This window comes from Streptomyces sp. WAC 06738 (assembly GCF_003945505.1).
Lineage (GTDB): Bacteria > Actinomycetota > Actinomycetes > Streptomycetales > Streptomycetaceae > Streptomyces.
Genome location: NZ_CP029618.1, coordinates 5,148,219 through 5,161,860, shown reverse-complemented (window position 1 = coordinate 5,161,860; position 13,642 = coordinate 5,148,219). Strand labels below are relative to the sequence as shown.

At 73.7% G+C, this 13,642-nt stretch carries 10 protein-coding genes; 4 read left to right on the top strand and 6 right to left on the bottom strand.

Translation table 11 applies throughout. From position 1 onward, the window contains the following. Positions 1–93: 93 nt before the first annotated feature. From DMB38_RS22905 to DMB38_RS22890, 4 genes are all read right to left on the bottom strand, one after another. Entirely contained in the window at positions 94–1,215 is a 1,122-nt protein-coding gene (locus DMB38_RS22905) for a hypothetical protein (RefSeq protein ID WP_125936745.1), read from the bottom strand. Then, positions 1,212–2,162 (bottom strand): N-acetylneuraminate synthase family protein, encoded by a 951-nt coding sequence (locus DMB38_RS22900; RefSeq protein WP_125936744.1) that lies wholly within the window; start codon positions 2,160–2,162, stop codon positions 1,212–1,214. The genes DMB38_RS22905 and DMB38_RS22900 overlap by 4 nt, the downstream gene beginning before the upstream one ends. A gap of 47 nt (positions 2,163–2,209) precedes the next feature. Beyond that, positions 2,210–3,553: an acylneuraminate cytidylyltransferase gene (locus DMB38_RS22895; protein WP_125936743.1), complete on the bottom strand. Its 1,344-nt coding sequence runs from the start codon at positions 3,551–3,553 to the stop codon at positions 2,210–2,212. A 125-nt stretch (positions 3,554–3,678) separates the two neighbouring features. Further along, complete coding sequence (locus DMB38_RS22890) at positions 3,679–5,016, bottom strand: DUF6716 putative glycosyltransferase (RefSeq protein ID WP_346429515.1); 1,338 nt, start codon at positions 5,014–5,016, stop codon at positions 3,679–3,681. 187 nt (positions 5,017–5,203) lie between these two features. Here DMB38_RS22890 and DMB38_RS22885 point away from each other — a divergent pair, with 187 nt between their 5' ends. Together DMB38_RS22885 and DMB38_RS22880 are read left to right on the top strand one after the other, a co-directional pair. Continuing rightward, entirely contained in the window at positions 5,204–6,184 is a 981-nt protein-coding gene (locus tag DMB38_RS22885; protein WP_125936742.1) for a glycosyltransferase family 2 protein, read from the top strand. Continuing rightward, entirely contained in the window at positions 6,181–7,626 is a 1,446-nt protein-coding gene (locus DMB38_RS22880; RefSeq protein ID WP_125936741.1) for a polysialyltransferase family glycosyltransferase, read from the top strand. Before DMB38_RS22885 ends, DMB38_RS22880 begins: the two co-directional genes overlap by 4 nt. Before the next feature lie 61 nt (positions 7,627–7,687). Here DMB38_RS22880 and DMB38_RS22875 read toward each other — a convergent pair whose 3' ends face one another. After that, the gene (locus DMB38_RS22875) at positions 7,688–8,671 is read right to left on the bottom strand and encodes a YafY family protein (protein WP_125936740.1); all 984 of its coding nucleotides are present in this window, start codon (positions 8,669–8,671) and stop codon (positions 7,688–7,690) included. A gap of 62 nt (positions 8,672–8,733) precedes the next feature. Between DMB38_RS22875 and DMB38_RS22870 the strand changes: the two genes are divergently transcribed. Next, on the top strand, positions 8,734–10,236 hold the full coding sequence (locus DMB38_RS22870; RefSeq protein WP_125936739.1) for an MFS transporter: 1,503 nt from the start codon (positions 8,734–8,736) through the stop codon (positions 10,234–10,236). A 135-nt stretch (positions 10,237–10,371) separates the two neighbouring features. After that, positions 10,372–10,839 (top strand): formyltransferase family protein, encoded by a 468-nt coding sequence (locus tag DMB38_RS37070; protein ID WP_240662419.1) that lies wholly within the window; start codon positions 10,372–10,374, stop codon positions 10,837–10,839. A gap of 401 nt (positions 10,840–11,240) precedes the next feature. Here DMB38_RS37070 and DMB38_RS22860 read toward each other — a convergent pair whose 3' ends face one another. After that, the gene (locus tag DMB38_RS22860; RefSeq protein WP_125936738.1) at positions 11,241–13,640 is read right to left on the bottom strand and encodes a tetratricopeptide repeat protein; all 2,400 of its coding nucleotides are present in this window, start codon (positions 13,638–13,640) and stop codon (positions 11,241–11,243) included. Positions 13,641–13,642 lie beyond the last annotated feature (2 nt).

Here is a 13,642-nt window from a genome sequence, read left to right as displayed (position 1 = left end):
CCCGTTCCCCCGTATCCGGCTCCCCGTTCCCCCGTGGCCGGCTCCCCCGTCCCAAGGAGATCAGGCACCTCTACGCCGGCGTGGAACGCCGCCTCACACCGACGCCGCCGGCGCCCCCGACCACCCCGTCGCCGTCGCAGGGCCCACCGGCAGCCCGTCGACCCCGCGCCGCTCCCGGGCCGCCCCCGCCACCGACGACAGGAAGCCCTGCGCCCGCGGCGACGCCGTCTCCGTCAGCCAGCTCGGGTCGACCTCGCAGACCGCCACCTTCACGCCCGTACCGGCCAGCGCCAGCGGCAGCGTGTGCACCACCGTCGACGGGAAGCTGACGATCGTGCGGCCTATCGGGCCGCGGCGGGCGACGATCTCCAGCGGCAGGTCCGGGCGGACGATCTCCAGACCGGTGTGCAGGTGGAGCCGGTGCAGCTTGTCGGCCCGCTCCCTGCGGTGCGCGAAGTAGCGCGTGGCGCCGTACGCCTTGGAAAGCGACGCCACCGCCTCCAGATACCGGTCGTGGTCGACGACGCCGGTCTCCACCAGGGACGTACCGACGAGGTCCGTCGCCGTACCGACGCTCGGCGGCCCGAAGCGGGAGCGGGTCCAGGCGAACTCGTTCGCCGTCACCTTCAGCCCCGGGGGCGGGTCCACCACCGGCATGGAGGTGAACACCTCCACCCGCGTGCCCGAAGCGCCCGGGGCGCCGCTGCCCGCCGGCGTCAGCCGCCGCCGCGCCGCGCTCGCGACCGGCGCGAAGAGCATCCCCCGCGCCCCGCCGCTGCGCCCGCTGCGGTGCCAGCGGACGAACCGCTCCCCCCGCGACAGTTGCGCCGTGAACTCCATCGTCGCCGTGCCGTCGTCCACGACGACGACCTCCCGCGCCTTGACGACGGTCAGCAGCGTCTGCACGTACCGCGAGAACGGGTCGCCCAGCACCACCCGGCGCGCCCGCCGCAGCGGGCGGGCCAGGCTCGTCATGGTGCGCAGCGGGCCCGCACCGCCGCGCGCCTCCTGCCAGCGGACGTCCAGCCCGTCGTCCATCGCCAGCTCCGCCATCCGGCGCAACTGACCGCGCGAAAGCGGCTCGGTGGGGGGCAGCACGACCACCGTCAACGGTATGACGGTGCCGCCCTGGTACGCCCACTCCAGCACGTTCAGCAACTGGACCGGGCTCTCCACCAGGGCGACGGTCGTGCCGCCGGCGCCGTCTCCGGTCATACGCCGACAGGCTCCTTCTCGACTCCCGCCCCGTCGGCCGACTCGGCGGCCTCCGCGACGACTCCCTTGACCCGGCGCAGCTTCTTCATCGGCGCCAGCTCGCTGTCGTAGACCCTCTTCACGCCGTCGCCCAGCGACTCCTCGACCACGCGGATGTCGCGCACGAGCCGCGCCAGGCCCTGCGGCTCGACCGAGGCGGCCTGGTCGGAGCCCCACATCGCGCGGTCCAGCGTGATGTGCCGCTCGACGAAGACGGCGCCCAGGGCGACCGCGGCGAGCGAGGTCTGCAGGCCCGTCTCGTGGCCGGAGTAGCCGATCGGCACGTTCGGGAACTCGGCCTGCAGCGTGTGGATCATGCGCAGGTTCAGCTCCTCGGCCTTCGCCGGGTACGTGCTGGTGGCGTGGCAGAGCAGGATGTTGTCACTGCCCAGCACCTCGACCGCGTGCCGGATCTGCTTCGGGGTCGACATGCCGGTGGAGAGGACCACGGTGCGGCCGGTGGCGCGCATGGCGCGCAGCAGCTCGTCGTCGGTGAGCGAGGCGGAGGCGACCTTGTGGGCCGGCACGTCGAACTTCTCCAGGAAGGCGACGGCCTCGGGGTCCCAGGGGGAGGCGAACCAGTGGATGCCGCGCTCCTTGCAGTGCGCGTCGATCGCCCGGTACTCCTCCTCGCCGAACTCGACCCGGTGCCGGTAGTCGATGTACGTCATCCGGCCCCAGGGGGTGTCGCGCTCGACGTCCCACTGGTCGCGGGGGGTGCAGATCTCGGGCGTGCGCTTCTGGAACTTCACCGCGTCGCAGCCCGCCTCGACGGCGGCGTCGACGAGCGCGAGCGCGTTGTCGAGGTCGCCGTTGTGGTTGATGCCGATCTCACCCGTGATGTACACCGGCCGGCCGGGGCCGACGACGCGGTCGCCGAAGGTGCGGAAACGCTGGGTGGAGCTCATGCAGATCTGTTCCTTACTCTCCAGACCCTCGCCAGGGAGGGATCGGGCTACAGGGAGGGACCGAGGATCCACGAGGCGATCTCGCGGATCGCTCCGTCGCCTCCGGGGGTGGACGTCACCGCACGCGCCGCGTCCCGCACGATCGCGTGGGCGCCGGCGACCGCGACGGGCCAGCCGACGAGGCCGAAGCACGGCAGGTCGTTCACGTCGTTGCCGACGTAGAGCACGCGCTCGGGCGCGATGCCCTCGTCCTCGCACCACTGCTTCAGTGCGATGTCCTTACGGTCGACCCCGTGCAGAACGGGGAGGTGAAGTTTGCGTGCCCGCGCGGCGACGACCGGGTTCTTTTCCGAGGACAGGATGAGCAGCTTCAGCTCGGCGCGGCGGAGCGCGGCGATGCCGAGGCCGTCGCCGCGGTGGACGGCGACGAGTTCGCGGCCTTCGGCGTCGATGTAGACGCGGTCGTCGGTCTGGGTGCCGTCGAAGTCGAGGACGACGGCGTCGACGTCGCGGCGGGTGGGCAGCGAGCCGGGTCCCGGCACGTCGAGCAGGGGGGCCAGGGCGCGGGCGCGGGTCAGGTCGTCGGGCTCGTCGACCTCCAGCACGCGGGCGGCGTCGGTACGCACCGGGGCGGTGCGGCCGAAGAAGCGGTGGCGGTGCTCGCGGAACCCGGGCGTGCGCATGGCGTACGCGGCACCGGTCTCCAGCAGGTCCTGCGGCCGGTCCTGGCGCCGGGGCCGGTACGACTTGTCGTGGTTGACCCCGTACCCCTGAGCCGGAGCGGCCTCCACGGCCGGGGCGACCTTCGTCGGGGCGGCACCCGTCGCGGCACCCGTCGCCGCCGCCTTGGCGACCGCGGTGGCCTCCGCGACAGCCGGGGTCTTCGCCGCCGCGGGGGTCCCGGCAACGGCAGCGGCCTCCGCCTCGTCCGCTTCGTCCCGCCAGAGGAACCCGTGGAAGGGGGCCACCGTCAGCGCGCTGTCCGCGCCCTCGTCGAGCACCGCGCTCGTGACGCCGTCGATGTCCTCGCCGGTGAGGAACGGGCTCGTGCACTGCACCAGGAGCACCGCGGCCATCGTCGCGCCGCAGCGCTCCTCGTGGCTGTCCAGCGCGTGCAGCACCGCCGCCTCGCTGGAGGCGGTGTCGCCGGCGATCTCCGCGGGGCGGCGGACGACCTCGGCGCCGGCCTCGCGGGCGACGGAGGCGATGGTGTCGTCGTCGGTGGAGACCACGACGTCGGTCACGAGCCGGGCCGCGAGGCACTGCCGTACCGCGCGGGCCACCAGGGGCACGCCGCCGACACGGGCGAGGTTCTTGCCGGGGACGCCCTTGGACCCCCCGCGGGCCGGAATGACCGCGAGCACGCGGGGTGCGGACTCGGGCTGGGACATGGAGGCTCCTTGCTGATGCGGGCGGCCGCGGGACGTCGCGGCGTCGTCTGGTTCGCTTCTCCGCCCGCGCGGCGCACGTGCGGGTGCGCTGTCGGCCTGCGGGGTCGCGGCCGCGCGTGCGTCGCTCACAGCGCCCCCATGCGGCGGATGAGGGGCGCGATGCGCTGCACTCCGCCCCGGTACGCGGCGCGCGCCGCCTTGCGCAGCAGCGTGCGCGCCCACCGGCGCAGCGGGCCGGGCTCGGCGGCGGCCGCGGCCTGCGGCAGCGGCTCGCCGGTGGGCGCCAGGCCGTGCCGGGCGAGGATCCGCGGCAGGTAGCCGCCGGCGGTCTCGGGGGTGTAGTACGGCGCCAGTGGCGGCAACTGCGGGTCGGCGACCAGGGTGGTCAGCCGGGCCCTGGCGCGGTCGAAGGCGGCGTCGTACGGCTCGGCGGAGGCCGCGCCGGGGACGCCCTGGCGGGACAGCCACACGGGGTCGGGCTTGGGGAGGTGGCCGGCGTCCAGTTCGTCCCAGGAGGCGAGGCAGCCGGAGCCGAGGAAGTGGTGGTTGCCCAGCGGCTCGCGTACGCCCAGGTCGGTGAGGACGGCGGTCGGGATGCCGCGGTGCAGGGACTCCAGCGCGGCGGTGGAGGAGACGGTGACGAGCAGGTCGGTGCGGTCCAGGACCTCGCCCATGTTCCCGTAGACCAGGCTGCAGTTCGCGGGCAGGCCGCCGGGCAGCTTCCGGGCGAGCTTCTGGTACGGGGCCTCTTCGATGTGCGTCGTGTGCTCGCCCGGCCGGCTGCGCAGCTTGACCAGCACCTCCCGCTCCGGGTGCCGCTCGGCGTGCCGGACGGCGCGGCGCAGCAGGTACAGCCGGTCCTCGCGGGTGTCGGGCACGGAGGGCTGGACGGCGAAGACGACGGTGTACGGGCGGTCGCCGCCGGGCGCCGCCGGGTCGTAGGCCGCGCCGTCGAGGAAGGGCAGCGCGCACTCCACGATGCTGTTCGGCGAGGCGCCGACGCCCTCGTACACCGCGCGGAAGCGCTCGGCGTCCTGCCGGCTGTTGGCCAGCACGATGTCGGCGCCGTTGCGCAGGAGGAGGCCGTCGGAGAGCTTCTCGTACACGACGCCGACGTAGCCGGTGACGACCGCCGGGCGGCGCCTGGCGCCCTGCCAGGCGCGGGCGAGGCCGTGGAGCATCGCCTGCACGGTGCCGCCGACGCAGGAGAGGAGCACGACGTCGTAGCGGTCGGGGTCGGCGGCGGCCAGGAACTCGACGGCCGTGACCTCCCTCATCGCGTCCGCGGGTACGCCCACCTCGGCGAGCTGGCGGGCCGTGGGGGTCGCCCTGCCGTGCAGCAGGTACCCGTCGAGCACCGCCTCCGGGGCCATGCGGCGAGCGGTGAGCGCGCCCCATTTCCAGCGGGTGTCCGAGTCGGCGAGAACAGCGGTGCGAAGCTGTGACGGGGGGTCGTTGAGCACGCCGCCGACGGTAGGGAGGCATTCCGCTCGGTGGCCCAACACCGGCCGTACAAATGGTTAACAACACGCCGCCGAACGGCGAACCCGTCCGTAGAGGGACGGCGTTCACCATTCCGCCGCCCGGCGTTCATGCGGGCGTCGGAGCAGGGCAAGCCCCGGGCGCGGGGCGGCCCCTAGCATCGCCTGGATGCTTCAACTCTCCGTGATCGTTCCCTTCTACAACGTGCAGGACTACGCACCCGAGACGCTGGCCTGCCTGCGCGCCAACGCGGCACCCGACACCGAGTTCATCCTGGTGGACGACTGCTCGACGGACCGCACCGGCGAGCTGCTGGCGCGGGCCGCGCGCGACCTGCCGGGCGCCGTGCACGTACGCCACGAGCACAACGGCGGCCTGGCCACCGCCCGCAACACCGGTCTCGACCGGGTCCGCGGCCGGTACGTGACCTTCCTCGACGGCGACGACTGGCTCGCCCCCGGCCACTGCCGCCGGCTGCTGGCGGCCATCACCGAGCTGGACTGCGACTTCGTCCGCACCGACCACGTGCAGTGCGCCGCCCGCGCCCGCACCCTCCACCGCGTGCCGCACGGCCGCCGCGGCGTCGTCCAGGACCCGCGCTCCGCGATCCTGCCGGCGACGCGCACCACGTCCGTCGACTACGCGTACGCCTGGGCCGGCATCTACCACCGCCGGCTGCTCGACGAGGGCCTGCTGCACTTCCCCGACGGGCTGCGGACCGCCGAGGACCGGCCGTGGATCTGGCGGCTGCACCGCGAGGCCCGGACGTTCGCCGTCGTCGGGCTGCTCGGCGTCTTCTACCGCCGCGGCGTCGCGAACTCCCTCACCCAGATCGGCGACGTCCGCCAGCTCGACTTCCTGCGCGCCTTCGACCAGGTGGTCGAGGAGACGGCGGCGGACCGGGACGCGGAGCTGCTGCTGCCCAAGGCGGTGCGGAACTACTGCGCGATCATCGCGCACCATCTGAAGCACATCGAGCGGTTCGAGAAGCCGGTGGCCCGCAGACTGCGCGAGATGAGCGCCGACGCGCTGCGGCGCATGCCCCCGCACGTACTGACGGAGGTGCTGGACGCCATGGACACCGACCGCTCCGAACTGCTGCGCCGGCTCCACCGCCGGGGCGTACCGGCGGAGGTGGCCGTCCGATGACCTCCCCGTCCCCCGGCCCCGCGGCCGGCTCCACCGCCCCCGCGTCCGCGCATCCGCCGCTGCAGATCCGCTACGCGCCGGGCCGGCACACCCAGGTCTTCGTGGCCTCCACCCTCTACGGCACCGCGACCCTCGCCGCCGCCCTGGACGCCGGGCTCTTCCCCGCCGCCGACCGCCGCGTCCTGCTGATCACCAACAACGCCGCCAACCCCGAGACCACCCCCGCCGTCGACGCCATGGCCGGCTTCGCGCAGCTCCGCTCCCGCTTCGACGACGTACGCGACTGGAACCACGCCATCCGCCCGCTGCACCCCGCCGCGTGGGAGCCGCGCGCCGAGGACGTGCCGCTGTGGGAGCGGCACCTGCGGCTGCTGTGGGGCCTGGGCGACGACCGGCTCACGCTGGTCGTGGAGTCGATCCAGGTCAACCCGGCGCGGGCGCTCGTCCAGCTCTTCCCCGACGCGGCCCTGCACGTCTACGCCGACGGCCTGATGAGCTACGGCCCCACGCGCAACAAGCTCTCCTCCTTCGTCGGCAGCCGCGTCGAGCGGCTGCTCCACCCCGACCTGCTGCCGGGCGTACGGCCCATGCTGCTCACGGAGTTCGGGGTGCCGCCGGAGATCGTGCCGGCCGAGGAGCTGAAGAAGGTGCTGGCCGAACTCGCGGCCGCCGCCGACCTCGACCTGCCCGCCGCCGGGCTCGCCGAAGGGTCCTCGCCCGCACTCCTCCTGGGCCAGTACCTCTCGGCGCTGAAGATCCTCACCGCGGCGGAGGAAGAGGAGCTGCACGTGCGGATGGTGCGCGGGGCGGCACGACTGGGCCACCGCAGCGTGGTGTTCAAGCCCCACCCGATGGCACCGGCGCGCATCTCGCGGCTGCTGGAGCAGGAGGCGGACGGCCTCGGCGTGACGCTGACGGTGCTCGACTCCCCGGTGCTGGCGGAGGTGCTGTACGAACGCCTCCGACCGGCGCTCGTGGCGGGCGCGTTCTCCACGGCGCTGCTGACCGCCTCGACGCTGTACGGGCTGCCGGTGGCGAGGGCCGGCACGGACACGCTGCTGGAGCGGCTGACCCCGTACGAGAACAGCAACCGCGTCCCGGTCACGATCGCCGACGCGCTGCTGCCGTCGCTGGACGACCCGGCGGCGGTGCGCGACTGGCGGGCGCCGACCGCCCAGGAGGCGCAGGCGGCGCTGGGAGGGCTGCTGACGGCGGTCGGGTTCACGATGCAGCCGCGGATCTACGCGCGGCGGCGGCCCGAGGCCGAGGCGTGGCTGGCGGCGGAGCTGGACGCGGACACGTGGCGGTACTTCAAGCGGCGCCGGCTGACGGTGGAGGGGCTGCCGGGCGGGGTGCCGAAGCGGCTGGCGTTCGTGCCGCGGAGTCCGGCGGTACGGCGGGTGGCGCGCCGGGCACGGGCGCTGCGGCGACGGCTGGGGTGAGAGGGCGGCGGGGCCGGGGCCCGCTTCGGGGCCGCCGGCTCGTACGCGTACCGGATCCCGCTCACTCCTCCCCCGTCCCCTCCCCCATGCCGCCCGCCGCTCGGGACGCGCGGCCCGCGAGGTCCCGTAGGTACTCCGCCAGCTCCCGCGGCTCGTGCACCTCGAACTCGCAGCCCAGCGCGGTCAGCCGGAGCGCCAGCCAGTCCAGCGCGTCCGCCTCCGTCACGAACGCGCAGCGCCCCTCGTCCAGCCGGGTCAGCCCCTCCGTGCCGGCGAGGCGGCGCGCCAGTTCCTTGTACGGCGCGTGCAGCGTCACGCGGGCGCGGTAGCGGGGCCGGTCCCCGCCCATCCGGTCCTCGACGAACGCCGCCGCGTCCGCCGCCGGCAGCTCGCGGCGGGGCGGGCGGACGCCGGTGGCGAAGGGGCGGGTGATGCGGTCGACGCGGAACATCCGCCAGTCGTCACGGTCGTTGTCGTACGCGACGAAGTACCACCGCCGGCCCGCCGCGACCAGCCCGGCCGGCTCCACCAGCCGCTTGGTCTCGGTGCCGTCCACCGCGCGGTAGCCGAAGCGCAGCCGCTCGCCGCCCGCCGCCCCCGCGGCCAGCACCGTCAGCACCTCGGCGTCGACCTGCGGGCCCTGCCAGCGGGTGAGCGGCGTGGTGGCGGTGCCGAGGGACGTGACGCGGCGGCGCAGCCGCGACGGCAGCACCTGCTCCAGCTTCGCCAGCGCCCGTACGGACGCCTCCGCGAGCCCCGCGACCGTATGGCCCGCGGAGCTGCGCAGACCGACGGCGATGGCGACGGCCTCGTCGTCCTCAAGGAGCAGCGGGGGCATGGCCTTTCCCGCCACCAGGCGGTAGCCGCCGGCGGTGCCCCTGGTGGACTCGACCGGGTAGCCGAGGTCGCGCAGCCGCTCGATGTCGCGGCGGATGGTGCGGTCGGTGACGCCGAGGCGGCCGGCCAGCTCGCTGCCGGGCCATTCGCGGGGCGTCTGGAGGAGGGAGAGCAGGTGCAGAAGCCGCTTGGGAGTGTCGGTCGTCATGTTTTCCAGACTGCCTTCCCTTTAGGACATGACCTGTCCTATACCGATCCTAGATTACCGCCATGACCTTCCAGAACGCCTCTGTCGCAGGACCGGACCGCCGCCGGTGGATCGCGCTCGCCGTCGTGCTGACGGCCTCCTTCATGGACCTCGTCGACGCGACGATCGTCAACATCGCCATCCCGAGCATCCGGGAGGACACCGGCGCCTCCTTCGGCGCGATCCAGTGGATCACCGCCGGGTACGCGCTCGCCTTCGCCATCGGCCTCATCACGGGCGGCAGGCTCGGCGACATCTACGGCCGCAAGCGGGTCTTCCTGCTCGGCATGGGCGGCTTCACCGCCGCCTCGCTGCTGTGCGGCATCGCCGCCGACCCGGCGATGCTCGTGGGCTCGCGGGTCCTTCAGGGCGCGATGGCGGCGCTGATGGTGCCGCAGGTACTCAGCATCATCCACGTCACGTTCCCCGCGGAGGAACGGGGCAAGGTCTTCGGGATGTTCGGCGCGGTCGCCGGCCTCGGCGCGGTGTCCGGCCCGATGATCGGCGCGCTGCTCACCGAGTGGGACCTGTTCGGGCTGGCCTGGCGGCCGATCTTCCTCATCAACCTGCCCGTCGGCATCGCCGGCCTGATCCTCGGCCGCCGCTTCATCAGCGAGTCGACGGCGCCCGACGCGCTCCGCCTGGACCTGCGCGGGGTGCTGCTGGCCACCGCGGGGCTGCTGATGCTGCTGTACCCGATCACCATGGGCCACGAGAACGACTGGCCGGCGTGGGGCTTCGTCTCGATGGCCGCGAGCCTGCCGGTGTTCGCCGCCTTCGTCGCGTACCAGAAGCGCAAGCAGCGCGCGGACGGCTCGCCGCTGGTCGAGCTGACGCTGTTCCGGGTGAAGAGCTTCGCCGCGGGCATCGGGGTGCAGCTCGCCTTCAGCACCGCGCTGGGGATCTTCTTCCTGGTGTGGACGCTGTACATGCAGCTCGGCCTCGGCTGGAGCGCCCTGCACGCGGGCCTGACGGGGCTGCCGTTCTCGCTCGGCTGCTCGGTGGCGGCGGGGATGTCGGTGCAGAAGCTGACGCCGCTCTTCGGGCGGAAGGTGCTGCACGGGGGCGCGGTGATGATGGTGTCCGGAGCCCTGCTGTACCTGGCGGCGTCCGACCGCTACGGCACGGAGATCTCCACCTGGCAGATGGTGCTGCCGCTGACCCTCCTGGGCGCGGGCATGGGCCTGGTCTTCGCCCCCCTGACGGACGCGGTCCTCTCCGGCGTCCCGCGCCGCCACGCGGGCTCGGCGTCGGGCCTGATCAACACGGTGAACCAGTTGGGGATGGCGCTGGGTCTCGGCCTGGTGTCGGTGGTGTTCTTCGGCGCGATGGACGAGCCGACGGCCCCGCGGGAGGCGGGCCCGGCGTTCGCGGGGGCGTTCGAGAACGCGATGTGGTGGGTGATCGCGATCCTGGGAGTGGTGTACGCCCTGCTCTTCGCCCTCCCGAAGCGCAACCCGGCGGAGGAGCCGGAGCCGACCGCGGAGGCGGAGGCGGAGCAGAAGGCAGACCTGGTAACCGTCTGACCACGCCGCCACCACGGACCGGGGTGCAGCCCAACAGGGGCAGCACCCCGCTCCGTTGCGCGGGAGCGGTTTTCCCGGCTCCGGCCGCCGTCGAAGTCGCCTTCCGGGGCTCTGGTGCCTCGCTATGCTGCCTCGGTGAGCGTTGCCATGCGTGTCGGCTTGATCTCATTCGGTGCCCGGGAGTTCGCCACCCTGCGCGAGGTCTGCGTGGAAGGCGGCCACACCCCCGTCGTCTACGCCTACTCCCGTTCCATGCGCCCCAGATCGGCGACCGATCCAGCCGCCGCCGATACCGCGGGGCGCATCACCGCCGCGCTGCCCGCGGGGATCGACCTGCTCTTACCCGGAAGCTCCGAAGGGCTCGGGACAGCCCTCGGCGGATACGGTCTCGATCTCCTGGTCTGCTTCGGCTTCTCGTGGCGCCTGCCTCCGGCCGTCCTCTCGGTCCCCCGCTACGGCGTCATCAACGTCCACTGCTCGATGCTGCCCGAGTACCGCGGGCCCGCCCCCGTGCTGTGGGCGATCCGGAACGGCGATCCGAAGCTCGGTGTCACGGCCCACCGCATGGACGAGGAGTTCGATGCCGGCCCCGTCCTCGCCTAGGAGCGCACGGTCCCCATCCCGGACGATGCGACGCCCGACGCGCTGTGGCCCCGGCTCGCGGAGTCGCTCCGACGGGTGCTCGCCGTCGCGCTGGAGCGTGCGGCGGACCCGTCCGCCGGTGAGCCGCAGTCAGATCGTGGGGCGACCTACGCGGGGCTCATGGAAGAGGAGTTCGCCATTGTGGACACCGCGCGAAGTGCTCACGAAGTGCACAACCAGGTACGGACGCACCGGTACATCGGCCCCGGCCGGGGGCCAGTCGCGGTCTTGGAGGGACGCCGCGTGAAGGTGTTGCGGACCAGTCTCACGCCCACCGACGGGCCTCGCCTGGACTGCGCGGACGGACCCGTGTGGATCGCCGAATCCGCACCCGTGGAGTAGCTCCGCGCGACGCGACGCCCTCAGAGGTCTTCGAGCCGCGCGGCCACCCGCTCCGCCAGCGCGTTCGCCCCCGGGTCGTCGAAACGGCCCAGTTCGCCCGCCGCCTCCTCCCAGACCGTACGGGCCGGCTCCCCCGCCTGTCCCAGCACCTCCGCCAGGTGCACCAGCGCAAGCGCAAGCTGCCAGTGGGCGTCGGCCTCGCGGAACCGCTCGACGGCCTCGCGATGGAGGCCGGCCGCCTCGTCCGGCCGGCCGAGCGCACCGCACGCCTGGCCGGCGATGTCCAGCGCGGCGGCCTCACGGGCGGTGTCGCCGAGTCGTTGCTGCACTGCCGCCGACTCGCGGGCCAGTCGCAGGGCTTCCGTCGCGCGACCACGCGCAAGTTCGACGCGGGCCGACTCGGCGAGCCAGTGCCCCTGCCAGAGTCGGTTGTCCTCCGCCGCGGCCAGGGAGAGCGCTTCGGTGATCGCCAGCGCGGCGGCCCCGGGGTCTCCGGATTCGCGTCGGGCCCGGCTGAGCAGCCACAGCGCGTTGCCCACCCCGAAGTGGTCGTCGAGGTCCCGGAAGTCCGCGAGCACCCGTTCCACGACATCGCACGCCTCGCCCGGACGGCCGGCGTCGCACAGCGTCTCCGCCAGGTTGGTACGCATCAGGGCCGTCCAGCGGCGTTCGCCGAGGGTGCGGAACATCTCCGCGGCTTCGGTGAAGCGGCGTTCTGCTTCGTCCAGACGGCGGCGCCGGAGCCCGAGGAGACCGAGGGCGTTGGTGGACACCGCCATGCCGTGGACGTCCCCGAGTCGCCGCCGGATGGCCAGCGCGCCCCGGTGGCACTCCTCGGCCTCCGCCAGCCGCAGTCTCTGGAACTCGGCCTTGCCCAGGTTCTCCAGCGCCTCTGCCTCGCCGACGTCCTCGCCCGACGCGCGCGCGGCCTCGACGGCGATCCGGGCGGTGGTACTCCACTCGTCGAAGGCGTTCTGGTGCATGTAGATCGCCCGCAGCACCACGGCCAGCCGCCAGGCGATCCCGAAGGCACCGGCGTCGGCGGCGGAGCGGACGGCGGTGACGAGGTTGACGGACTCCTTCTCGTACCAGCGGAAGGCGGACTCGTAGCCGTCGAAGGCGGGCGGGTGATCGGGAGCCGGGACGTGGTCGTCGAGGGGCCAGCGGTCGTAGGGCGCGATGGCCCGCTGTGCCGCGTCCGCGGCGTGGAGGTACCAGGCAAGGCAGCGCGACAGGACCGCCGCCCGGTCGTTCTCGATCTCCTCCCTGCGCACCAGTTCGGCCGCGTAGGCGCGCACCAGGTCGTGGAACTCGTAGCGTCCGCCCGGGCGTCGCTGCAGCAGGTGGGCGCGCGTCAGGGTTTCCAGCATCGGTTGGACGCGCGCGGGTTCCAGGCCCGCCAGAGCGGCCGCGGCCGGCAGCCCGAACTCGTTGCCCGGGTGCAGGCCGAGCAGCCGGAACAGCCGGGCGGCGGACGGAGGCAGCGCCCGGTAGGACCACTCGAACACGCTGCGCATGGCGTCCGTTCCCTCCTCGTTCCCTTCCCCGGTGTCGGCGGTGAGCACGGTCCACCGCGCCGATTCGTCGCGTAACTCGTCGATCAGTTCGCGTAAGGGGATCGCCGGCCGGCCCGCCGCTCGTTCCGCGGCGATACGGAGCGCAAGCGGAAGCCCGCCGCACATCCCGGCCAGTTCTGAGAGGTCGGCGCCCGGGTCGCCGGTCCGTTCGTCGGCGGTGGTGGCGCGCAGCAGGGTGACGGCGTCGTCGGCCGGGAACGTCGGGACCCGTATGCGCACGGCATCACTGTGGGTCACCAGGCCGGTGAGGTCGTCCCGGCTGGTGACGAGCACGAGCGACGCTGCGGTGCCCGGCAGCAGCGGCCGCACCTGGGCGCTGTGGGCGGCGTTGTCGAGGAAGATGAGCATGCGGCGTCCCGCCACCAGCGAGCGGAACAGGGTCTCGCGCCGCTCGCGTACCGCCGGCACCTGCGCGGCCGGGACGCCCAGGTCCTCGAGGAAGTGACCGAGCACCTGCTCCGGGGCCGCCGGGGCCTCGGCGGCATAGCCGCACAGGTTGGCGTACAGCTCGCCACCGGGGAAGTGCTCCTGCGCGGCATGCGCCCAGTGCAGGGCGAGCGAGGTCTTGCCGACCCCGCCGGTACCGGTGAGCGCCGCCACGCGCGACGTACGCGACCGGGCCGTGTCCTCCGCGAGGAGGGAGTCCAGCCGGGCCAGCTCCCGGGACCGGTTGACGAAGTGCCCGACGCCGCCGCGCAGTTGATGCGGGACGATGGCCGGCGTCTCCTGCCCGTGCTGGTGCAGGTGCAGGCCGCCGCTGATGTCCCGGGCCTGGACGACGGCGTGGGCGACGGTCTCGCCCCCGACCCGGTTGACGTGCCCCGGCGTACCGTCACCGCCCATCG

Bases quoted from the DNA above. Each gene is read 5' to 3' on its own strand.
- DMB38_RS22900 (WP_125936744.1), bottom strand. From the start codon at position 2,162: ATGAGCTCCACCCAGCGTTTCCGCACCTTCGGCGACCGCGTCGTCGGC.
- DMB38_RS22870 (WP_125936739.1), top strand. From the start codon at position 8,734: ATGACCTTCCAGAACGCCTCTGTCGCAGGACCGGACCGCCGCCGGTGG.
- DMB38_RS22905 (WP_125936745.1), bottom strand. From the start codon at position 1,215: ATGACCGGAGACGGCGCCGGCGGCACGACCGTCGCCCTGGTGGAGAGC.
- DMB38_RS22880 (WP_125936741.1), top strand. From the start codon at position 6,181: ATGACCTCCCCGTCCCCCGGCCCCGCGGCCGGCTCCACCGCCCCCGCG.
- DMB38_RS22895 (WP_125936743.1), bottom strand. From the start codon at position 3,553: ATGTCCCAGCCCGAGTCCGCACCCCGCGTGCTCGCGGTCATTCCGGCC.
- DMB38_RS22885 (WP_125936742.1), top strand. From the start codon at position 5,204: ATGCTTCAACTCTCCGTGATCGTTCCCTTCTACAACGTGCAGGACTAC.
- DMB38_RS22875 (WP_125936740.1), bottom strand. From the start codon at position 8,671: ATGACGACCGACACTCCCAAGCGGCTTCTGCACCTGCTCTCCCTCCTC.
- DMB38_RS22860 (WP_125936738.1), bottom strand. From the start codon at position 13,640: ATGGGCGGTGACGGTACGCCGGGGCACGTCAACCGGGTCGGGGGCGAG.